We start from the raw sequence: 24,272 nt of genomic DNA, 5'->3' as shown, positions 1-24,272 counted from the left end.
TATGCTCATAATGATGAGAGCCATCATTAATACATTTTACATTATTACAGTAGTACAGCAATAAAGATCATTGACATTAACGGTAAAGACATCACAAAGAGAAAACCGAGCGCATAAAAGCGCTTGAGTAACCAAAAATAGGAAAGAAATCGTTAAGGGCGTATGGCGGATGCCTAGGCTTTCAGAGGCGAAGAAGGACGCGGTAAGCTGCGAAAAGCTGCGGGGATCGGCACACACGAATTGATCCGCAGATGTCCGAATGGGGCAACCCGGCATGTTGAAGACATGTCATCCCTTATGGGAAGCAAACCCGGAGAACTGAAACATCTAAGTACCCGGAGGAAAAGAAATCGAAGAGATTCCGTAAGTAGCGGCGAGCGAAAGCGGATTAGCCCAAAAGCTTTTATATGTTTAATAGAATGTTCTGGAAAGAACAGCCGTAGAGGGTGATAGCCCCGTATATGAAAGGCATATTTAAGTGATAAATGAGTAGGGCGGGACACGTGAAATCCTGTCTGAATATGGGGGGACCATCCTCCAAGGCTAAATACTCCTGAAAGACCGATAGTGAACAAGTACTGTGAAGGAAAGGTGAAAAGCACTTCGAATAGAAGGGTGAAATAGAACCTGAAACCGTACGCCTACAAGCGGTCGGAGCCCACAAGTTGGGTGACGGCGTGCCTTTTGCATAATGAGCCTACGAGTTAATGTTACTAGCGAGGTTAAGGTATTCAGTACCGGAGCCGGAGCGAAAGCGAGTCTGAATAGGGCGCTTAGTTAGTAGTATTAGACGCGAAACCTTGTGATCTACCCATGGGCAGGTTGAAGCTCTGGTAACACAGAGTGGAGGACCGAACCGGTTGACGTTGAAAAGTCTTCGGATGACCTGTGGGTAGGGGTGAAAGGCCAATCAAACTGGGAGATAGCTCGTACTCTCCGAAATGCATTTAGGTGCAGCGTCGTATATAAGTTTATTAGAGGTAGAGCTACTGATTGGATGCGGGGGTTTCACCACCTACCAATTCCTGACAAACTCCGAATGCTAATAAATGTTCTACGGCAGTGAGGGCATGGGTGCTAAGGTCCATGTCCGAGAGGGAAAGAACCCAGACCAACAGCTAAGGTCCCCAAATATATGTTAAGTTGAAGCAACGCGGTTGGACTGCATTGACAGCTAGGATGTTGGCTTGGAAGCAGCCATTCATTTAAAGAGTGCGTAACAGCTCACTAGTCGAGCGGTCCGGCATGGATAATAATCGGGCATAAACATATTACCGAAGCTATGGATTTATACCTTATGGGTATATCTGGTAGGAGAGCATTCTGTTTGCGCCGAAGCAGTATCGTGAGGTATTGTGGAGCGGACAGAAAAGAAAATGTAGGCATAAGTAACGATAAAGGGGGCGAGAAACCCCCTCACCGAAAGACTAAGGTTTCCTCAGCCATGCTAATCAGCTGAGGGTTAGTCGGGACCTAACGCGCACCCGAAAGGGGAAGTGGATGGACAATGGGTTAATATTCCCATACTTGCTCACACTAAAAAGGGGACGGAGTGCCGTACTTACTGGAGACTGACGGAATAGTCAAGACCTAGCCTTCGGGCGAAGTTGCTGTAAGGAAAGTGCTTCCAAGAAAAGCCGAAGTGAAGCAACCCGTACCAAAACCGACACAGGTAGTCGAGGAGAGAATCCTAAGGTGCTCGAGTGAGTCGTGGCTAAGGAACTAGGCAAAATAGTCTCGTAACTTCGGAAGAAGAGACGCCATCAGCAATGGTGGCCGCAGTGAAGAGGCCCAGGCGACTGTTTATCAAAAACACAGGACTCTGCTAAATCGAAAGATGCTGTATAGGGTCTGACACCTGCCCGGTGCTGGAAGGTTAAGGAAGGTGCTTAGGGTTAAACCGAAGGCATTAACTGAAGCCCCAGTAAACGGCGGCCGTAACTATAACGGTCCTAAGGTAGCGAAATTCCTTGTCGGGTAAGTTCCGACCTGCACGAATGGTGTAACGATCTGGGCACTGTCTCAGCCACGAGCTCGGTGAAATTGTAGTATCGGTGAAGATGCCGATTACCCGCAATGGGACGAAAAGACCCTGTGAACCTTTACTATAACTTCGTATTGACTTTGAGTAAGTAATGTGTAGGATAGGTGGGAGGCTTTGAAGCAGGCACGCTAGTGTTTGTGGAGCCAACGTTGAAATACCACCCTTTACTTACTTGGAGCCTAACTTCTTTCAGAAGGACATTGCGTGGTGGGTAGTTTGACTGGGGTGGTCGCCTCCAAAAGAGTAACGGAGGCTTTCAAAGGTACCCTCAGCACGCTTGGTAACCGTGCGTAGAGTGTAATGGCATAAGGGTGCTTGACTGTGAGACCAACAAGTCGATCAGGTGCGAAAGCAGGACATAGTGATCCGGTGGTTCCGTATGGAAGGGCCATCGCTCATAGGATAAAAGGTACTCCGGGGATAACAGGCTAGTCTCCCCCAAGAGCTCACATCGACGGGGAGGTTCGGCACCTCGATGTCGGCTCGTCACATCCTGGGGCTGGAGAAGGTCCCAAGGGTTGGGCTGTTCGCCCATTAAAGTGGCACGCGAGCTGGGTTCAGAACGTCGTGAGACAGTTCGGTCTCTATCTATTGCGGGCGTTAGATGTTTGAGAGGGCTTGATTCTAGTACGAGAGGACCGAATTGAACAAACCTCTGGTGTATCAGTTGTACCGCCAGGTGCACCGCTGAGTAGCTACGTTTGGAAGAGATAAGCACTGAAAGCATATAAGTGCGAAACTCGCCTCAAGATGAGACATCTTTTAAGGGTCGTTGTAGATGACGACGTTGATAGGCTACAGGTGTAAAGCTGGTAACAGCATAGCCGAGTAGTACTAATTACCCGTAGATTTATAGCCTATGGTTGCTATATGAAAGTATTTAAAGATTAAAAGATTTAATAATTAAAGAATTTAATAATTAAAACATTCTAACAAGTTCTTTTGTGCGCAGACAAGGTTTTGTCTTTGTGAAAGTTTTTATCGATAAAATCAGAAGTTAGACTCTAGATATTAGAATTTAGTTTTACTAATCTCTAATTACTAACCTCTAACCTCTTATATAAAGCCTTTAGGGTGGTTTTAGCGGTGGGGCTCACCTGTTCCCATTCCGAACACAGAAGTTAAGCCCACCAGCGCCGATGGTACTGCTAACGCGGGAGAGTAGGCCGCCGCCAGTTTTTATTAAAAAAGTCTCATACATTATTGTGTGAGACTTTTTTTGTTTTGGGACTATCTGAATTGAGGTTGAGACTAAGGTAAAGATTAAGACTAAGATTTATCTTTGCAGTAGGCAGTAAGCAATAAGCAGAGCAAAGAATAAAGAATAAAGAATAAAGAATAAAGAATAAAGAATAAAGAATAAAGAATAAAGAATAAAGAATAAAGAATAAAGAATAAAGAATGAAGAATGAAGAATGAAGAATGAAGAATGAAGAATAGTTTACTTATGATCTAAGCGGTAAGCAGGATATATTAATCTCGTTTTTTACCTTTCTTTCTCTCTTTCTTTTCATCCCTTGTATTACTCTGAAAGAATAAAGAATAAAGAATAAAGAATAAAGAATGAAGAATAGTTTACTTATGATCTAAGCGGCAAACAGGATATACGAATCTTATTTTTTGCCTTTCTTTCTTTTCTTCAATTCCCTTGTCTTCCTTTAGATAAGTTTACGCCTTTGTTTACCTTAATTCTACGGTTTAGCTGTAATCTATTCTTTGTCTAGCCTTGCGGTTATATTTATTACTATTCTTAACCCTTTGTCACTAAATGCTTCTTGGCTGTCATATCATATTTGTATCCTATATATTCACTAGGAGCGGGCTAAAGCCCGCTTACCCGATATCACCCATTCCCCAGGCTTTAGCCGAACCCTAAAACCTTAAAAACATAAAATCCCTCCCGGATAAAATAATAACATAAACATCTGTGTCAATCTGTGCCACCTGTGGTAAAGAAAACATTATGATCACTGATCATCCTTCTTTTAATTCTTATTATTTATCCCACAGTTTTAAAACGTTCTTTAATTTGGACCTATTGTGAAAACAAGCTGTGAGCTATAGGATGCGGCGGGAATTACTACAGAAACACCGCTTATCTGCAATTGTACATTAATTCCGGAATAAGATACACTGTTACCAAGTCCTAAAACTCCTGAAAAGTTTATGGTACACAATGCAGTATCAGTTGCCTGTAATATTTCTGCATAAGTTGTTCCCCCATTAACAGTTGCAGTACAGCCAATACAAAGTCCGCTGATAGTAGCAGTTCCCCCGCTTCTTTTTGCGTATAGACGCAGAGCGTTATTCCAGAGAGTAGGCGTGTAGCGCACACTGATCCTGGCAGCCCCATTTGAGAGAAGATTAAGGAAAGACCCGGGCATTGAGCCGGATAATACAATTACATTAGTAGCACTCGCATAAGTCCCTCCGTAATTATTTCCTGCTTCAGTAATAGCAGGTACACTTACAGTCCAGTTACTTCCACTGGGAGTTACTGTTTGAGCTTGCAAATAACTGCTAATTGTTAACGCAGCAAGATACAGATATTTTTTTAAAAGCATATTCCTTAGAACGCTACTAATGATTTTCATTTCCAAATTTTATTCTGTGATGGTATAGGTGATGACAACTGGTGTATTGATATGGGCTGAAAGATTGGCATATGTATTCACGGAAAGGCTGATCGTAAGCATATGGCCGTTATTCGCCCCATTTCCCGTATATGCGCCGCCTATTCCCGTAATTATGGTTGATGCTGTTGTAGAAAGAGTAACCAGTCCTGAAGATGTTCCTAATGTCCCGCCGCCAGCACCCGAAGCCGCTGCTGCCTGCACTCTTATATTTACTCCCGGAATCACCTGATTGATAGATGCTGTAACTCTTCTTGTAAGTCCTCCGGAGGCAATTGCTGAAGTATAATTGACCCATTTTGTAGTATTGGCTGCAGGAGCAGTTAAAGCCTGTCCGGCTTCTGTAGGAGCTGTAAAATTCAATGTGAAGCTTCCTGTAGGTTCTACATCCAGGAGAGTTACCACAGGGAGTGTTAGTGCAACAGTGGTTTGTGAGAATAGTCCACCGGACATGAGACCAAAAGTCAGGGATAGTATAAGTTCTTTCAGTTTCATTGTTTCTTCTTTATTTTGTTATATCCTACTTTGATCATTTCCTGCTGGTATTTAATTTCACTTTGCTGTTTTACAATATGAATAACAATATTCTGGGTTTCTGATGGTTTAAGATGATACTGAAAAGAATCTATTGCTATTTTATACCGCTTATCCAAACCATTCCTGTAAAGCTTAATTTTCCATTCCCCGGGACGCAGATAGGTGAAGTCAAAAGGTTCTCCGATAAATGCTATTTTTCGGTAAGTCTGATCCCCGCTGGATGCTTCAATGATGATGCTTTGCTTTTTCTTTTTTTCGGTTGAAGGACGTAGCTGCACAAAGCTGTATTGTTCCTTATCGTCATTTTCAGACAGCTGAATAATCCCTTTGACTGTTGATGCCGTTGTTAATCCAAAATTCAGGGTATTTTCTTTATCAGTAAGATTCACGGATACAGGGAATGGAATATTGGTGATATCATTAATATCTGCTGTTGAACGGTCTATTTCAAGAAAATAGTTCCCTGGAATAATATTTTTAAACATATAATTTCCGTCTTTGTCTGTAACCGATAAATAATTACCCAGCATTAATCTGATTCCACCTGTTCTTTTTACCCCCAGATTACTGATGTTTCCGGATAAAGTAGTGTATTCTGCAATCCTTTGAACCGGAACATTAAGACGAAGAGTGTAGCGCAAAGAAAATATAAAATCCTTATTCCCAAGATCGCCGCGCTGAAGAGAATACCTTCCGGACAAATCAAGCTCACTGCCGGGAAACAGCTGTTGATGAAATAATACCTCAAAAAGATTCCGGTCTCTGAAATATTCTTCAGGCATATAATTATTCTGATAAAAAAGACTTAAACTGGTCTTATCTGAAAAACGGCTATAGATTCTGGCTCCATAATAAATCTGTCTCTGATTTTCCAGCTGATATCTTGACGTAATTGCATAGCTTGCATAAATATTAAAAGACGTTCTGAACTTTTCAAACGATATATTCGTGCTGTAAAAATTGGAATTTCCATTAAATCCACTCAGATAATTGTTGGTTTTCCCGAATTGGCCCTGCAGATTAATCTGAAACATTCCGATCTTCTGATCTACACTTACTTTAAAAAACCTTTCATAATAATCGAATTGTCTGGGTTCAAGACGGTCCTGGTATTTCTGAAATCCATTATATACTGTGATAAGTCCGTTAGTCAGATATTTGTACTGTATTCCATACTGAAGATAGTTCCGGTAGGGTGCTGCGAGAAACAGGGTATCGCGTTCAAAGTTTCTGGCATCCTGCATATAATTGGCGAATACACTTACTCTGTTTAGAACTCTGTACTGAAGATTTCCGTTAAAAGTGCTGGAATTCGTAAAATATCCCGCAAATTTAGGACTCGCTCTCATATACATTAGATTTCCATTAAGCCTGTCGAATGTAGCCTGAGCCTGGGCCATATAAGCAGTTCCTTCCATCTGTTCGGTTTTGCTGTAGGCTGCTTCTCCGGAAAGAATGATGTTTTTTGAAATCTTAAATTTTCCGGCAGTATAAGGAAGATGAGCCTCGGAGTCCAGTCTGATATTGGAAAAATTCATTTCCCCTTTTCTGGGTACCTTATAAAGATATCCTGCAGTAACTTCTGATTCTTTCCCCATCTTGAATGCCGAATACACATTAAATTCATCTTTGATATCTCTGAAAAACCTCGGATGATTATAAAACCCGCCTAAGCTGAACTTTTTGAAATCATATCTTATTTCAGCTCCACGGCCGTATCTTGCATATTCGGTTAAATAAGAAGCAGAATAAGTTTTATCCCCCAGATGAACGAAAAAATTGTTTCTTTTATAATTGATGAAATACTCTTCGTATTGGGTAAAAGTATTGAATTCAACAGGATTGGCTGTTACTGCATGGAATTCGATCTGATTTTTATTCTCTTTGTCTAAAGTTCCCTTACCATATATTTCACCCTGAAATCCGTTGTCATAAACTCCCATATTCTTCATTCCTATAAAAGATAATGAGGCAGATACCGGAAGCCTGTGGTAGACATCGTCTTCTGTAGGTTTTACCGAAATCACTCTTACGCTTACATAAGCTGTTTGATTTTCTTTCGGATTGTCCTGAGAATAAACGGACAGATTAAGATTCTGATATTCGTTCTGACCCAGTTCTGCATTGGTAATTTTGGAAATTCTGATCACTTTAGATTCATTGGGTGCCAGTGTAATATAGGTATCATTGTCTACTACCGCATTCTTACTTTCCAGAATCAGTTTTTCTGTAACATTTCCGTTATTTTTTAATAGAAAAGAAGCCTGAATGGTTTCCCCTGCCCGTATAAATTCCGGTGAATCTAAAGAAGTAAGGCTAAGCTTACGGTTTCCTGAAACAATTACCTTTGTCGTTTTTGTAAAGCTGGTCCCGTCATACCGGTCTGTTCCATATAAAATAACAGAATAAGTACCCTGTGCTGCTTCTGCTGCAATACGGATCGGAACAATATAAACCGTCTTTTCCTGAGCGGCTATTTTGACTTCCGCTTTGGCTAATATCGGAGTGATAAACGGACTTGATGATTGAACGGTGAAGTCGTAGTTTCTGTCCTGGGTAGAATTGTTTTCCAAAGAAAAGGAAATAGAAGTAGACATTCCCGGCATTAAACTATCTTTTTTACTGGCCAGTAGACCTGGCTGCTGTTGAGAAAAAAATAATACCGGGAATGGTAATAAAAGGATACTATATAAAATCCAGGTTTTAATCATTCTTTACTTCTAATTCCACATTGAGGGCAAAAGCATTTTCATCTTCATCGGTAGCTATAATCACAGCTTTGTAGAGATCTGCGGGAACCTTGCTGATATCAATATAAAATGATTTGGAGGTTTGCGGCAACAGTCCCATGGCAGTACTCATATAGCTCCCGATACGTTCTCCGGTTTTCCGGTTGTAGATTTCAATAGAGGCTGTAGGTTTGCAGTACAGATTTCCATTATTGGCAATGGCAATTTTCGCAATCTGCTTTCCTTCTTCTTTCTCTATTTTTACACTTTCAAATTTAAGATCCGGTTTGGCCTGATCAGTTTTATAATCCGTAATCACCTGAATGGCATATCGGATAACGGAAGTGATGTTCACACCCGCTTTATCATTGCTTGGCTTTATATCATCTACAGGTTCTACAATAATCACGCTCCAGTAGCTTCCGGGATCGGCAAGCTGGTCAGGAACTGTAATCTCATAGAAAACTTCAGTTTTTTCTTTTCCTTTCAGTGTAATCAGATTCGTATTCAGCTTAATCCATTCGCCATTGGTTTTACGATTGGTGTGTAATGTGGTATAGCTGATGGAGCCGTCTGCCTGATACGTGAAATCCTGTAGAAATAATTTTACATTCTGAGCTTTGCTGCCTGTGTTTTCAATAGCAATTTTTCCTTTGTATACTTTTCCGTTTTCTACTTTATAGGCATGGGTAAGGCCGTTCAGAACGACAATCCCGGCATATAAAAAGCTAAACTGCAGCATCATAAACATCAAAAGGAGAATACGCTTTATCATAATCATGTAAAGTTTGGAATTAAATAATGGCCATATAAAGCCAGGAAGAAACTGGCACGCCGCTTCTTCTTGTTTTACCTTTAAGCTAACCTGAACTAGTTATCTGAGATCGTATACGTAACCGTAGCTATAGTAGTTGCCGTGGCCTGTAAATCTGCATACGCAGCTACACCGCCGGGTCCGCTTCCTGCCGCTAAAGCATACGTAAGATTGTGTCCGTTGTTGGCTCCGTTTCCGGTATAGGCACTTCCGATCCCTGAAATAATAGTTTGATCTGCTGCACTTAAAGTGATCTGAGCTGCAGGTGTTCCTAATGTACCTGCTCCACTTCCCGTAGCCGCTGCTGCAGTTACGTGGATATCCACTCCGGGAATAATAGCATTTACTTTTACGGATACATTACGGGTAGGATCTGCTACAGATTTAATGGAAGAATAATTCAGCCAGAGCGTATTATTGGAAGCACTTGCCGTAACAGGGTTACCTGCTTCAGTAGGGGCTGTAAATCCCAGCGTGATGTTTTTTGTAGCTGCCGGTTCAATATCTACCAGTGCAACCTCAGGAATAGAAATGGTGATCGTGTGATTGTCAGTATTCGTGTCCTGGGCTTTAAGGTCTGCCGAAAATGCGGCGGCCAGAAAACATACTGCAATGCTTAGGTTTAATTTTTTCATGATGTTTGTTAATTAGTTAGGTGAATTTAATAAAAATCAACAAATAATAGTAATAAAATCTCATATTTTAAATATTATTATTTATTCATTTATAGTATTGCATTATGTATTGAAATATTTACATGTGAATTATGTAAAGTTATTGAGGCGAATAACGACCATTATCATAAGAAAAGCCTTACTCAAATTGGGTAAGGCTTTAGTGTTTTATAATCATTTGGGTTATGCCCAATGAGGATCCGAGATGGAAATTTTTCCGGTTTCCGCTCTTCCTGCAAAATGCCAGATATGGTCGTCAAATAATATTTTCAGATCATACCAGCCTTTCTTTTTGCCGAGATCAACCATTATTTTTTCTTCAGGTTGTTTTAAGGAGATTGTTTTTTTACTTTTTTCATACAGATCTTCCAAAACTACGGCATGATTTCCTTTCCCTTTTTTAAAGATCAGCTCCGCTTCATTTTTTGAACCGTTGCAAATCAGTTGTACTTCCAGTTCAGGCATTTTATTTCCACTGAATTTTCTGAAAAAACCATTCGGCCCGAAAACCTCATAATCGTATTTTCCTGTATTGATAGGGTGGGACAGTTCCTGTTTTGCATACAGAGCATAGGAAAAATGATATTGATTACCGTTTAACTGTGTTCTGTCATATACCAGCAACGGGACCCCATTTTCCTTTAGATTGGTCATCTTTATCTTTCCGTTTTCCATATTAACGTGGAAATGATAAGGTAAAGGATTCGAAGGCCTGCTTCCTCTTTCCTGAATATCCAGAAGATGATCATTGATTTCAGTTTCGGCATACCATTTAAGATTCGGTACAGGCTTGGTTCTGGCGGCATTAATGGTCTTCGCATAATTTTTCTGATCCAGATAATCCATTTTCGGAGCTTTTGTATCGGATGAATTGAAAGCTGAAGTAAGATCTCCGCAAATTGCTCTTCTCCAGTCACTGATATTATCCACCTTGACATCTTTACTGAATTTTTTTGTAATAAATTTTTCCAGAAACTGAAGCACAGAGGTATGATCGGATACCTCTGAATTAACAAATCCACCTTTGGTCCACGGCGATGCAATAATCATAGGAACTCTGTAACCCAGACCCACCGTTCCCTCTATTCTTTCATGATCTTTTAACGGAAGAAGAGACATATATTCCTGAGATTGATCCACATATTCTACGCCTTCTTTACCGTTCATATCAACAGGCTGGCTTGGATTTAAAGGGGGTGCAAAAGGAAGAACATGATCAAAATAACCATCATTTTCATCATAATTGATGATAAAAATTGTTTTTTTCCAGGTCTCAGGATCTTTGGTCAGAATATTGAGTACTTCAGAAATATACCATGCCCCATACCACGGCGATCCCGGATGGTCCGAAAAATGTTCCGGAGCAACCAGCCATGAAACCAGCGGAAGTTTTTTCTCTTCCACATCTTTACGGAATTGAAACAGTACATCTCCTTTCGGGACTACAAGCCTTTCTCCATGCTCATCTTTTCCAATCTCCAGATTCCAGTAATCAGGATCATTGATATTGGTTGTAAATGCTTTTTCGTGAAGATTTTTTTCCTTCTGTGAAAGTTGAGCATACTTTTCAGGTGTATATTGAGTCTGATCTTCTTCAAGTTCGGCGATCAGCGCTTCAAATCTTTTCTTCTGATCCGGTTTTTTTACCATTTCTTCCTTCAGGTAAGCAATGATCTTAGGAATATTCTGATAATAACCTTTTGAAAATTTGACATTGAATTTCGTAAACCATTCAATAGGATTGTCGGTGAAATTACTTAACCATGCTTCCTGCTCTCCTGACATTCCTTTGGGCAGGCTGATCTCGTTCTGATAAATCTTCCAAGATACATTCTGATCCTCTAAAATTTCAGGAAAACTTTTCCAGTGAGCCTGTCGGGATTTATCATAATCAATATTTTCATTGTAAACATTGGCTTTCACTTTTCCGTTTTGCTGCTCGCGGAGTGTTCCTGACCAGTGGAAAAGTCTATTGGGTGTAGTACCTGTCAGGGAGGAACAAAAATATTGATCGAATATCGTGAATGCATCTGCCAGCTGATAATAAAAAGGAAGATCTTCCCGATTGTAATAGCCTAAAGTAAGCGGAATGTTTTTATAATCTTTATTTCCCGACGCTTTAAATTGAAGCCATTGGTCATATTTACCCTTGTTCAAAGCCTTTTGCTGGTCACCCCACGAATGAGGCAGGGAACTCATCCACGTAGACTTTGTATTTCTAAGATCCAGTCTTGCAGGAGCTGCGTATTTCCCGGAGTTATCTTTTTGGAAAAAAACGGAATGGCCGTCCTGTTTGATAAAAGCTCTTTTATCCAAAAAGCCTCTCACCCCTTTCAAAGCCCCGAAAGCATGGTCAAATGAACGGTTTTCCTGCATAAGGATCACAACATGCTCGGCATCGTAAAAAGTAGATAATGCCGCAGGTTCAATGGCTAATGCTTTTAAAATGGCAGGATGAAGAACGCTTGAAGTTCCCAGCCCGGCCAGTAAAAGACTCGATTTTTCTAAAAATTCTCTTCTGTTCATGTTCGGTCAAAATAAGAAATAAACCGCAAGTTAGCTGGATTTTCCTGCGGTTTATCTGTTTTTATATAAATATTTATTGGCTTACTGAAGCCACCACGGTTTAGAGTTGATATTATCGTTTCCTCCATACTGTGCATTCAATGCTGCTTTCAGATTGGTCCCGTTATAATTGTATTCAGCCTGTGGATACCTGAATCTGAACGGAGCAGAAACTCCTGCCTGTAAAGGATAATTTGGATATCCGGTTCTCAGATAATCATAATAGGAAGTCCATTGGCCCTGATGAAACATCGTCATGTATTTCTGAGTCATAATTTTTTCAAGGCGGTTCGGAAGCGTATCAGCATCATTATAAACCACCATAGGAGAAGCCAGATAAAGGTTTACATCAAATCCTGCAAAATACTGTCCCGGATTTTTTACATACGTGTGATAAAAGCTGAAACTGGCTTTGATTGCATTATCATAGTGAGTTTTGGCTGATCCGGAGATCCATCCTTTAGCTGCAGCTTCTGCAAGGATAAATTCCTGCTCGGAATAGCTAAGAACAGAAGATGGTTCGTTGGTAGGATCCTTGTAAAAACGGTCATTCACTTTGGAGATATTTTTTGCCGTAATCAGATCTGCATTGTCCGAATAAGGCGAAGTAGGATTTCCTCCGTTGTATCCTGAAAAATCCGTAACAGGTTTTCCTGCTTCTTTAGCCGCCGTAGTCTGAGCCGCAAAAGTGAAAAGACGAGGGTCCTGTCTTGCTTTAAACAGATTGATGAAATAATCAGCCATATATAAACTGGAACCGTAACCGCTGTTGTTGAACATGGTATATCTGCTGTCCGCAGCATCCGCAAACTTGAGCTCTCCATTGTCCGCAATGGAAGTCATTAAAGCCTGATTTCCCGCAATGGAAGCAAATTCAGAGGCTACATTATAACTTCCCAACGTGGTTTTTTTAGACATTGTGATCAAAATCTTCAGACGGAAAGAGTTAATCAGCTTTTTCCATTTTGAAGCATCGCCGTTGTAGATGATATCGCCTTCAATTTTGTCTGTGTTATTGATAAGATCGTTGGCTTCCTTTAATTCGGATAATATTCCGGCCATTACAGTTTCCTGACTGTCGTATTTCGGCTGGGTAATTCCAGATTCTCCTTTTACAGCTTCCGTGTAAGGAATGCTTCCGAATTTTAAACTTAAATTGAAGAAATAATAAGCTCTGTAAAACTTACCGATGGCGCTGTAATTTTTATTGTTGATTTTTTCGGCTTCCTGCATCATTTTTCCCGTATTCAAAAGCCCGTTGGTGTAAGGATCGAAGGAATCATTGTTCCATTTCATATACTGATAGACGTTTTCTCCGTCTGTACCAATCATCATTCTGGAAGCATACATATTGTTGCCGTTTACCTGAAATGCATCCCTTGAAACGTACGTGAGAAGAACTTTAGGATCTACGCTGGCTTTGTCATTGGGGTTTTCATTGATCTTATCAAGATCGGATTCACATGAGGTCAGCATGAGTATTCCTGCAAATGCGGCAGATTTTATACTGAATTGTCTAAGCCATTTTGAGGTTTTACCACCTTGTGGCTTTGCTATAGAATTGATATTATTTTTCATTGTTCAGAATACGTATTCGTTAAAATTTAAGATTAAATCCAACGCCTATCCATCTGCTGGAAGGGTCCTGGATATCATTTCCGGATCCGATTTTAGACCGGTCTTTGCTGTCATTTCCTGTTCCTATTTTGAAATCCGGGTCCGAGTACAGGTTTTTAGATTTTTTCCACATGGCCAGATTGTATCCTGAAAGATTGACTGTGAAATTTTTAATCATTCCCTTCGGATTCAGAAGATAAGAGAAGTCGTATTCAAGAACTACAGATCTTAATTTGATAAAAGTTCTGTCGAAAACGTTAGCGAACAATTCACTTTCATCTTCCGTTACTCTCGCCTGATAAGGATAATTCTGAGCCCAGTCCTGGAAGCTTATAGGTTTGGTGTGAGGGGTGTAAGTTCCCGTTGAAGCATTATAATTTACACCATCCGGGACAAAATAGTAAGTTCCCGGAGTGGCATATTCAAGATCTCTGTAAGCTGTGGAGTTCGGGTGTTTTCCTCCCCACCACATTTTTTCTACTACCTGAGACCTCATTACACCGCCGATACTTCCGTCGATTCCAATATTTAAGGTGAACTTTTTGTATTTGAAGGTGTTGTTGATACCAAACGTCCAGTCGGGGTTAAAATGCCCCAGATTACTTGGAGCATCAGCTCTTGTAGGCATTCCTGTTTTGGCATCCAGAATCACTTTCCCGTCCGGAGACTTTTTCCATGTGTAATCATAGTAAGTGTCCATTCTTTCGCCAAGCTTGATATTGTTGTAATCCGACATATTGTCATAGATGGAACTCAATTTTTGCTCATAGGTACTCCAGTTGATTAAAGATCTCCAGGTGAAATCTGTGGTTTTTACAGGAACAAATCCTAAAGATATTTCCAGACCTTTCGTGGTATACTCGTTGCCGTTTACATATTGCGATGTAAATCCTGATGATGGAGCAGCCGGGAATTCAAGAATATTATTGTAATCCAGCGTTCTGAAATAAGTAACATCTAAAGTTAGCCTGTTCTTAAACAATCCGGCACTTAATCCTAATTCATAAGACTTGGTCTGTTCCGGTTTCAGGGAGTTTTCCACATTTAATATGGTAGGATAATTGAACATTGGATTTCCGTTGAATGTAGCGCCTTTATTGTTCAGATAATAATTTCTGATGGAATAAGGCTGAAAGTCGTAAGCAACTTTGGCCCATGAAGCGGAAAGTTTTAAGAGATTGACTGCTTCCGGCATTTTAACAAGATTGGAGATCACTGCACTTACCGATGCTGAAGGATAAAAGTAAGATCTGTTGGCTTTCGGAAGGGTAGAAGACCAGTCGTTACGTCCGGAAACGTTGATGAAAAATGCATTGTACAATCCGATATCAATGGTTGAATAGGCACTATAGATTAGCTTTTCCTTCAGATAATCATAGTATTTTACGGCTCCGATAGAATTTTCCAAAGCATATAGCTCAGGGATTTTCAGCCCGTCAGTAGAGGCATTGTCTACATTGTTTTTGTAATAAAAGGTAGAACCTCCGGCATTAATTGTAAAATCGAAGTTATCGGATATCTTCTTCTTATAAGTGGCAAGGATGTCAGAGTTCATATTCCACGTTTTAGTGTCGTTCAGAAGATAGCCACCACTTCTTGGAGCACTGTAATTGAAATAGGAATAAGGACTTAATATTTCCTGCTTGTTATGATTCTCTACGATAGATATTTTCCCTTTTACAGAGAAATCTTCGGTGGCTTTATATTCCAGACCGGTCTGCGCATTGATTACATTGGTGCGGTTTTTATTTTTATAATATTCAGCTCCGAACCAGGGATTGTTGTACCAAGCGTAATTCCAGTTGGCCTGGGCAGTTCCTTCTCTTCCCGGGACCCACATGTGATTTTTAAGATCTCTTCCGTCTACATCTGCTCCCATCCAGATCAGGATGGTGTACATATGCCCGCTGGGGTTATAATCGTAGTTAGGAATATTAGGCGTAAAAGTCTGGTTGAAATTGAATTTAGTATCAAATATTAATTTTTCACCTAAATGATTTTCAGAAGAAAAATTCACACCGTAGCGCTGAAGATAAGAATTGGGAACCCTGTCATCATAATTCATGAAGTTTCCGGAAAGCCTGTAGATATCTTTATTGTTTTTATAGCTTACGGCAAAACTGTTATTGTTGATGACCGCCGGTTTTAAAAATGTATCCAGGTTATCATGATAGGTCCAGTCAATAGGAACTCTTTCATATCTCGATTTATCATTGTACTGGGTTCCGGTTACCGCACCGTACCACGGAATCACCTGTCCCGTCATTTTATCTCTGATCGGGCTGTTCCATTGGGCTATTTTCAGTCCCGGAACAAACTTAGGGCCCCAGATCATGTCACCATCATTGACACCGCCATCTGCACCATCCCAGAATTCATATTTTCCATGGGATCCGTTTCCGTATTCGGTTTGGGTTTTAGGAAGATTGGTAAATCCTGCGGTGACCATAGTGTTTTGAGAAAACTCCACGGAGAAGCCCTTCTTTTTGGCACTTTTAGTTGTTATCAGAACCGCTCCGTATCTTCCTCGGGAACCATATAATGCAGAAGCCGTAGCTCCTTTCAGGACATTGATATTTTCAATATTATTAGGATCCAGATTCTGGAAAACCTCTTTTTCTACAATAACTCCATCAATGACGAAAACAAGGTTGGAATTTCCTCTTAACGTAAACTGAGGGGCTTGCTGCATTCCTGTAGGATTGGAAACATTCAGACCGGCAACCTGTCCTGAAAATAAGTTTCCGATACTCGGAGTTGTAATGGTTTCAAACTGTTTGGTACCCACTTCCTGAGTGGCGTACCCTATTTTTTCTTTCTTTTTGGCGATTCCCAAAGCGGTAATGACAACCCCTTCAATCTGTTTCTCATTGGCTTTTTTCAATACAATGGAATATTGTCTTTTGGACGAAACTTCCACAGTATACATTGAAAAATCCGGAGCATAAAATTCAAGGATATCTTTTGGATTAGCTGAGATGGTAAAATTACCGTTTTCATCAGTCACCGTAGTTATTCCGGTGTTTTTGTCGGTAATATTTACTCCGGAGACGCTGGAGCCGTTTTCGGATTTTACATTTCCGGAAATGTTAATTTCTTGAGCAGTAAGGTAAAGGGGGAGTAAAAAAACAGTAAAAGTAGCTAAAGTCTTCTTCATTTTTTTTGAAGGCAAATTTAGAGCTACAGTGTTACGAGTGTTTTAATGTGGTATTAAAATAAAAATACTTTTTTAATATTCTTTAAGAGAAATATTTAACATTATGATAAAGCAGAAACTACCATTGCATTTCGATATTTTCTTTTATTATAATACATGTAATAAGGATGTTTTTAATCAGCAGATTTATTACTCGATCTCTAAAACCTACTGAGTATTCCCCAATGGATTTTAATATCATTAAATTTAAAAGGGTTTCCAAATTCATTACCATTAGACAGCTGGAAACTCATTAAGCCGATAGGGATGAAAAAATTGAAACCAAGCCCCACACTATAGAGTTTGGGTTTTACATTTAAAGATTTATTGTTCAGCTGGCCATACTGCCCAAAGAAATCAAAGAAAGCCTGGCTTCCAATCAGGTAACGGTATTCCAGCCCAGCATAATAAAAGAAGTCGGCGGCAAGGGATTTCTCATTGAAACCCCGCATGGAATTCCAGCCTCCAAAGCGGTATAATTCATTCGCAGAGAACTCAACTTTAGAATCCATCATACTTCCTTCGGCTTTTATATTGAGGAAATGGTTTCCGGAAATATGATAATTATGTTCCCCAAAAAAGTAAAACTGATTCTGATTGGCCTTAATATTATCTTTAGTATAAACACTTGTCAGGAAATCATATCCTGCCGTAATTCTGGTTTTGTACAGAAAAAGATCAATATCTGTAGGTTCCGTCATTTCAAACCAGACCCCGATTCCTTTTTTATTGTAATCTTTTCCCTGAACATAAAGCGTATCAATGATACTGGATGTTTCCAGGGTTCCTCTGATCCCAATTTTATTCCGGCTGTTGATATGATAGTAGAATGAAGGATGGAATTTTACATTGGCAAAAGTAGAATCCTGTCTGAAAATATTCACTTTTAGTTCCATCCCCACATTAGATTTAAACAGATAAGGGATATCGGTCCGAAGATCAAAAGTTTGTCCTTTATCGGGGTTTCTCTGCCAGTAAAGGTTCACGGTCTCAAATCCGTTGAACATATTTCTGAAATTCACATTCAGGGTTCCGTTCAGTGTAAATTTTTCTGTCTTGTCATTCCCGAAACCAATTACCCCGTCAAAAGTATTGGTCTTTTTCTTTTCCATAAACAGGTAGATGCTGGTGGAGTCTTTGGTAAACAAAGTTTGTGGAGGACGTTCCAGGGTGACAAAAGCATGACTTTGAAAGTTTTTACTGATGGCCAGGAGATTCTTTTCATCATAGGTTTTGCCTTTGAATTCCTTTTCCAGATTTTTCATAAATCTTCTCGGAACCCTTTCGTAACCTTTGACTACAAAACCATCAATGGTCCGTTTATCATTTTTGTTGATATCCAGTTCTATCATGGGATAGCCATTTTTTTGGCCCTTGTATTTAGATTTCAAGCGGCTGAAAGCATAACCGTCTTCAATATATTTTTTATTGATGCTTTTCTTTGTTGAATCTAAATTTTTGGTGAAAAAATCTTTCTGGATCTTTAATTTCTGCGATATGGAGTCAGAAAGTTCTACATAAGTTTCGTTGAAGTTTTTTCCTTTGTCGTAAAATATTTCTGTACTGTCGCCTTTTACTTTTACGTCTTTCAGTTTGGTGAAGAAATAATTGCTTTGGGCCAGAGAATCCAGAAATTTTGCTGCCAATACAGAATCCTTTACTTTTTTTCTGACATTCGTCTCACTATCAATAAGCCAATACTGCTTCTTCTGCGCTTGTATAAAAACGCAGAACAGGATAAAAAATATTTTTAGAAATAACTTCAATGTTCCATTTATTTAAACCATTAATAAGTGTTCTTAGAATTAACCCAATTTCACTTTTATTGTAAACTTAAAAAAGCAAAACTCACTTAATTATTTTTAACACTTAATAGATCTTAATGGTTCAAACTCTATTAAATAATTTTTTAAATAACTGAATTTAGTCTAGTTTATTATATTTCTTCATTAAATTCTCATACGTTCCCTGTGGAAGAACCCATTTCAGAGGAACCCCGATCTTCTGCCCGAATTTACCAAAATAATAATGGGCCTTCCATTTATTCTTATTCAAAAGATTTTCAACGTAGGTCGCTACTTCAAGAGGTTCGGTTCCATCGCCTACGTGAGAGTTCATTAAAGCATATACCTTATCGAATACACTTTTGTACGGCGTGGAAACTTGCGTTCTTACTCTGTTCTCAGCAATATTCGTTTTAATATCGCCAAGATGTAGTGAGCACACGTCAATATTCCATGGATATACTTCATACCTCATTGCTTCTGTCACTTTATCCAGTGCTGACTTTGAAGCAGAATAAAAACCACGGAAAGGAAGTCCCATTTCACTTCCTATACTCGAAACGTTAATGATTTTACCGAATTTATTCTCCCTCATTTTGGGAAGAACAGCGCTCATCATTTGAACAGCTCCTACGAGATTCAAGTTGAATAGTTTTAAAATATCCTCCTTCGTAGAATCTTCCACAGCTCCCACCATTCCCATTCCGGCATTGTTGATCAGAACATCAATCCTTGATTCTGTTTTTAAAACTTCACTGATGGCATTCTGAACAGCAGCGTTATCGGTAACATCCGTCGGGATAGACCTGAAATATTGGCTTTCTGTATGTTTTCGGCTTAAACCGTATACTTTATGGCCTTTTTTTCCGAAATATTCTGCCAATACAAAACCTATTCCTGATGAGGTTCCGGTGATGATAATAGTCATGGGATTATTGATGATTTTTTTAATTTTTATGACAGCGACTGATACTCTGTTATCAGGTTATTCAGCATACACTGTATTTTTAGCAAATGTAAAAAAAGAAAAGTGAACTCTCTTATTTATTTACCGCTTAAAATTGGGGAGAATGAAGATCATGAAATATAATCTCTCTGGCTGAGCGTAATCTTCAATAAAAATGACGGTTTTGTTCAACTAAATCATTAGTTTTAGGTCAATGTGTTTGTCAATCACATGAATACTTTCTTCTTGCTGAATTCATGTATATCCGGATATCATGATTTTTTAATGAAAAGATAAGAAAACCTTAATCAGGCGAAGCAGAGATCTTTTCTAATTTTGCCTGATCGTATTATGAAATTATCAAAAAAAATAGTAGCAGTACTCGCTTTTGGACTATTTACCCAAAACCAGGCACAGAATTATCTGAAGTATACTACGGGCAATGCCCATTCACATAATGATTATCAACAGGAGATTCCTTTCTGGCAGGCCTATTATGCCAATTTCGGATCTATTGAAGCGGATGTGTTTTTGGTTAAAGGAAAACTTTGGGTAGCACACACAGAAAAAGAACTGCTCCCGAACCGAACACTTGAAAGCCTTTATCTTGATCCTCTTTCGAAACAGATTAAACAGAATAAAGGCAATATTTATCCAGATGCAAACAAAAAACTTCAATTGCTGATCGACATCAAGCAGGATTATAGAGCGTCTCTGAGTGCTTTGGTTAGTACTTTGAAGAAATATCCTGAAATTATTGGCTGTACGGATATTAAAATTGTGATTACGGGAGGAAGACCTCAGCCGGAAGATTTTAAAAACTATCCAAATTATCTCTTTTTTGACGGTGATCCTGATACAAACTATACCGATGACCAGCTGAAAAGAGTAGGATTGTTCAGTGCAGACTTTACCGATCTGGTGAAATGGAACGGAAAAGGGATTCCAAGAGATGAAGAAACAGAAAAGATCAGAAAATCTGTAGAAAAGGCTCATGCCCGCCAGAAGCCGGTGCGCTTTTACGGAGCTCCTGATTTTACCAATGCATGGGTGAATCTCATGGATCTTGATGTAGATTATATCAATACGGATCATATTCCTGATCTTAAAAAGTTCATCAATACCATTCCTAAGAACTTTTACAGGAATACAAAAGAGTATGAAGTGTACCAACCAACGTACAAAACAGATAAAACCGATAAAAAGATTAAAAATGTTATTCTTCTGATTCCGGACGGCACTTCTCTTCCTCAATACTATGCTGCTTTTACAGCCAACAAAGGGAAGCTGAATGTTTTTAATATGAAATCCACCGGATTGTCCAAGACCAATTCTTCGAATGCCTACATCACCGATTCAGCGCCGGGATCCACGGCATTTGCTACAGGTGTTAAAACCAAAAATACTTTTGTGGGAGTAGATAATCAGGGGAAAGCTCTGGCTCAGATTCCGGATATTATTGCTGAGAAAGGATTGGTTTCGGGATTAATTTCTACCGGAGATGTTACCGATGCAACACCCGCAGATTTCTATGCTCATTCGGACAACAGAAACAGTTCGGAGCCTATCCTGAAAGATTTTATGAATTCTAAAACTAAAATTTTAATCGGAGGCCCTACCAATGGATTGAGTCAGGAGAATATGCAAAAGATCAAAGATGGTAAGATCGATTTCTATCAGGACCTGAAATCAGTCGGTAAAATAAACAGCCGTACTTTGGTGATTGATCCTTTGGCTTCACAGAGAATAAGCAATGGGAGAGGAAACTGGCTGGCTGATGCTTTTGATCTTACCTTAAATGATTTAAAGGAAAACAAAAAAGGCTTCTTTATGATGGTGGAAGCTTCGCAGACAGATGGCGGCGGGCACAGTAATAATCTGGAGCAACTAGTGACTGAATTGCTGGATTTCGATCATGTCGTAGGAAAAGCAATGAAATTTGCTGATGAAAACAAGGAAACGCTGGTCATTGTTGTTGGAGATCATGAAACAGGAGGATTAACTCTTTTGGACGGAAGCCTTAAAGACGGCTGGGTTTTCGGGCATTTCAGCACAAATGATCATACGTCAATTCCATCGAGTGTATTTGCTTACGGACCCCATTCCCAGGAATTCACCGGGTTGTTTGAGAATACGGAAATCTTCAGCAAGATATTGGAAGCCTACGGAATCCGAAACTAAGAAAGTTATCCACAAATTGTGGATAACTCTGTGGATAAGTACGTGGATAAAAATAAACGAAGATGAGCAGAACGTTGGGTTCTGCTCATTATGTTTCTGACAATCAGTAGTAAATTTCTTTTGGGTAACCGGGGATTTTAAATTTGTTTTCCCCAATCTTGAAATTGTTCATTTTGATCAAAGTCTTAAACGGATGAATCAATTCTTTGTGAATATCTTTGGGGATAACTTTTTCATCCTCATCACAAGAAGAGTGTTCTTCATCAACAATCACTTTTCCTGTGGAGAAATTGATTTCATTCAGATAATTAAAATCGCAGGTATCTTCAAATCTGTCATGGGAGCCGATGAGGTAAAAATCACCGTTCTGAAACCGGAATGTATGTTTATAAGTCTGTGTATGCCTCGAATTCGTATTGAAGATTTGAGTAATAGAAAGACTGTTGTTTTTAATGGATATTTCCGGCGGTGCATTGTCTTCAGAATAAAATCCCATTCCACTGGAAAAAAGAACAGAGTTGTTTTCCTTCCATATTTTCAGTTTTCCGTCTATGTCTTTTAAGATGAAAAATGATCTCAGGAAATCATCACGGTCATTCAGATTGGTTTTTTTATCTGTATTAAAAATAATTACTGTTTCATCTTTTCCGTCTTTATCCAGGTCTCCTTTGGCTTCAGCAACTTTCTGATAACCTTTCGGAACAGAGAAGTCTTTCAGGTTCTGGGCTTGTAAACTGATCATCAACAATGGGACAAAAAGGAAAAAGAGCTTTTTCATTTGAACATGATTGAAACTATAATCCGAAATCTTCTTTCACCACTTCTGAATCCTCCAAATTGCACATGCAGCCTTTGATGGTTTTATAAATCCCGATAATATTGGTTTCTTTGCCTTTGCTGTCTGTTACCGTGATGCCCGTGGAAAGTGATTCATCCTCTGCATGATATGTGTTGAACAATAGGTATTTATATTGATTATTGGTAAAAGCCAGATAGTTGAGATCCATGCCTGCGTTCTGCTTTCCGCCGCCTCTGTGATAAGAGTTATATTTAAACTGCTTCCAGCTTTCCTTCGTTCTTGTGGCTGGAAATTCCATTTCAACACGGTTTTTGCTTCCGAATCTATATTGGATATAACCATTCTTTTTATCCTTCACCAAAGCCATTTTCTTCCCGTTTTTCGTGTCAAATGAATAAATAATTTCCTCATTGGGCAGCAGATATTGCGCCGAAAAAAGCATCGGCAGCAGTAAGGCAAAAAGCAGAAAATAGTTTCTCATAAATCAGCATATTTTCAAATCATCAAATCGTCACATTACCACATCAACGAATCATCACATCACCAAGATCCTTCCAAAACATCGGATAAGATTTCTCAACCACATCCTCCTCTTCAATATTGAGTTCCCCAATCAGGCAGTACGGAGCAAAGCTCATAGCCATTCTGTGATCCTGATACGTTTTGATCGAAATATTTTCTTCCGGTTCTCCAAAACTTAGAGACTTGATGGTAAGATCTGTGATCTCTGTTTCAGTTCCCAGTTTTTTCAGTTCATTATATAAAGCCTGAAGTCTGTCCGTTTCTTTTACCCTTAAAGTTCCCAGTCCGGAAATGTCGAAAGGGATTTTTAATGCGGCAGCGGTTACGCAAAGTGTTTGGGCAATATCCGGACAGTTGTTCATATCCAGAACAATTTTTTCCGGGAATACAAAGTCTGGTTCTGGCTGAAGCGTAAGTTTATGCTCGTCTTCTGTGAATGTCGTTTTAATACCGAAAAAGTTTTCATAGATCTTAGCAATGGCAGAATCTCCTTGTGTAGACTCCTTGTAAAAACTTTTCAGATGAATAGTTTTTCTTCCCAATGCACAGATGGAGTAGAAATACGAAGCCGAGCTCCAGTCGCTTTCCACTTCATAACTTACGGTTGGCTGTTCACCATTCCCGTCGAAATTTTCTACTTTGATCGTATTTCCTTCAAAGCTGTTTTTAATTCCGAATCGGGTCAGAATATCCAGTGTCATTTCAATATAGGATCTGGAAGTTACTTCACCAACCAGATTAATCTCCAGTCCGTTTTCCAGTTTCCCGGCAATCAGAAGGAGAGAGGTGATGAACTGGCTGGAGATATTAGCCGGCACATTCACTTGTTTTTGGGTGATTTTTCTTCCTGTGATCTTTAAAGGCGGATAACCTTCATTTTCTAAATACTCGATTTCTACACCGAGGTCTTTCAGGGCACTTACCAAATTCTTGATCGGTCTTTCTTTCATTCTTTTAGATCCGGTAAGAATAGTCGTCTTTCCTTCAAAGATGGAATAATAGGAAGCCAGAAAACGCATGGCAGTTCCTGCGTGGTGAATATCCACTGTTTCCGTGTTCTCAGAAAGAGCTTTCTTCAGCAGTTGTGTGTCCTGGGAATTGGAAAGATTTCCAATCTGTATATTTTTAAATAAACTTTCCAAAATCAACAAACGATTCGAAATACTTTTCGAACCGCTGATTTGAACTGTTTTATTTTCTGATAATTTTGATTTTTCTAACTTCATTGTTT

Annotated in this window: 14 protein-coding genes and 2 rRNA genes; 3 read left to right on the top strand and 13 right to left on the bottom strand. The window is 39.4% G+C overall.

All coding sequences use genetic code 11. The features are described from left to right. Window positions 1–142 precede the first annotated feature (142 nt). Window positions 143–2,902, top strand: a 23S ribosomal RNA gene (locus tag ACM46_RS19565). A 212-nt stretch (window positions 2,903–3,114) separates the two neighbouring features. Continuing rightward, window positions 3,115–3,222: ribosomal RNA gene (gene rrf, locus ACM46_RS19560) — 5S ribosomal RNA — on the top strand. An 846-nt stretch (window positions 3,223–4,068) separates the two neighbouring features. Here rrf and ACM46_RS19555 read toward each other — a convergent pair. The 10 genes from ACM46_RS19555 to ACM46_RS19510 all read right to left on the bottom strand — a co-directional run bounded on the left by ACM46_RS19555 (window position 4,069) and on the right by ACM46_RS19510 (window position 19,521). After that, complete coding sequence (locus ACM46_RS19555) at window positions 4,069–4,557, bottom strand: hypothetical protein (RefSeq protein WP_131707631.1); 489 nt, start codon at window positions 4,555–4,557, stop codon at window positions 4,069–4,071. A 90-nt stretch (window positions 4,558–4,647) separates the two neighbouring features. Then, a complete protein-coding gene (locus ACM46_RS19550; protein ID WP_048508379.1) occupies window positions 4,648–5,172 on the bottom strand; it encodes a hypothetical protein in 525 nt (174 codons plus the stop codon). Then, complete coding sequence (locus tag ACM46_RS19545) at window positions 5,169–7,925, bottom strand: COG1470 family protein (protein ID WP_048508378.1); 2,757 nt, start codon at window positions 7,923–7,925, stop codon at window positions 5,169–5,171. The genes ACM46_RS19550 and ACM46_RS19545 overlap by 4 nt, the downstream gene beginning before the upstream one ends. After that, window positions 7,918–8,718, bottom strand: coding sequence for a WxL protein host-binding domain-containing protein (locus ACM46_RS19540; RefSeq protein WP_048508631.1), 801 nt, complete (start codon window positions 8,716–8,718; stop codon window positions 7,918–7,920). Before ACM46_RS19540 ends, ACM46_RS19545 begins: the two co-directional genes overlap by 8 nt. A 95-nt stretch (window positions 8,719–8,813) precedes the next feature. Then, entirely contained in the window at window positions 8,814–9,392 is a 579-nt protein-coding gene (locus ACM46_RS19535) for a hypothetical protein (RefSeq protein WP_048508377.1), read from the bottom strand. 222 nt (window positions 9,393–9,614) lie between these two features. Further along, entirely contained in the window at window positions 9,615–11,957 is a 2,343-nt protein-coding gene (locus ACM46_RS19530) for a phosphocholine-specific phospholipase C (RefSeq protein WP_048508376.1), read from the bottom strand. Between the two features lie 81 nt (window positions 11,958–12,038). Beyond that, the gene (locus ACM46_RS19525) at window positions 12,039–13,574 is read right to left on the bottom strand and encodes a SusD/RagB family nutrient-binding outer membrane lipoprotein (RefSeq protein WP_048508375.1); all 1,536 of its coding nucleotides are present in this window, start codon (window positions 13,572–13,574) and stop codon (window positions 12,039–12,041) included. A gap of 19 nt (window positions 13,575–13,593) precedes the next feature. Next, on the bottom strand, window positions 13,594–16,770 hold the full coding sequence (locus ACM46_RS19520) for a SusC/RagA family TonB-linked outer membrane protein (RefSeq protein WP_048508374.1): 3,177 nt from the start codon (window positions 16,768–16,770) through the stop codon (window positions 13,594–13,596). A 200-nt stretch (window positions 16,771–16,970) separates the two neighbouring features. Continuing rightward, window positions 16,971–18,575 carry a BamA/TamA family outer membrane protein gene (locus tag ACM46_RS19515; RefSeq protein ID WP_048508373.1) on the bottom strand — a complete coding sequence of 535 codons (1,605 nt, stop codon included), beginning with the start codon at window positions 18,573–18,575 and terminating at the stop codon, window positions 16,971–16,973. A 157-nt stretch (window positions 18,576–18,732) separates the two neighbouring features. Then, window positions 18,733–19,521, bottom strand: coding sequence for an SDR family oxidoreductase (locus tag ACM46_RS19510; RefSeq protein WP_048508372.1), 789 nt, complete (start codon window positions 19,519–19,521; stop codon window positions 18,733–18,735). Between the two features lie 369 nt (window positions 19,522–19,890). Between ACM46_RS19510 and ACM46_RS19505 the strand changes: the two genes are divergently transcribed. Further along, the gene (locus ACM46_RS19505; RefSeq protein WP_048508371.1) at window positions 19,891–21,720 is read left to right on the top strand and encodes an alkaline phosphatase; all 1,830 of its coding nucleotides are present in this window, start codon (window positions 19,891–19,893) and stop codon (window positions 21,718–21,720) included. Window positions 21,721–21,823: 103 nt separating this feature from the next. Here the strand turns inward: ACM46_RS19505 and ACM46_RS19500 are convergent, their stop codons facing one another. Genes ACM46_RS19500 through ACM46_RS19490 form a run of 3 tightly spaced genes read right to left on the bottom strand, consistent with a single transcriptional unit; the run spans window position 21,824 to window position 24,267 of the window. After that, window positions 21,824–22,498: a hypothetical protein gene (locus ACM46_RS19500; RefSeq protein WP_048508370.1), complete on the bottom strand. Its 675-nt coding sequence runs from the start codon at window positions 22,496–22,498 to the stop codon at window positions 21,824–21,826. Between the two features lie 16 nt (window positions 22,499–22,514). Next, the gene (locus ACM46_RS19495; protein WP_048508369.1) at window positions 22,515–23,000 is read right to left on the bottom strand and encodes a hypothetical protein; all 486 of its coding nucleotides are present in this window, start codon (window positions 22,998–23,000) and stop codon (window positions 22,515–22,517) included. A gap of 43 nt (window positions 23,001–23,043) precedes the next feature. Next, window positions 23,044–24,267 carry a 3-phosphoshikimate 1-carboxyvinyltransferase gene (locus tag ACM46_RS19490; RefSeq protein ID WP_048508368.1) on the bottom strand — a complete coding sequence of 408 codons (1,224 nt, stop codon included), beginning with the start codon at window positions 24,265–24,267 and terminating at the stop codon, window positions 23,044–23,046. Window positions 24,268–24,272: the final 5 nt, after the last annotated feature.

The organism is Chryseobacterium angstadtii, from assembly GCF_001045465.1.
GTDB lineage: Bacteria > Bacteroidota > Bacteroidia > Flavobacteriales > Weeksellaceae > Chryseobacterium > Chryseobacterium angstadtii.
The sequence above is the reverse complement of the archived record's forward strand: the minus strand, read 5'-3'. Positions and strand labels throughout refer to the sequence as shown.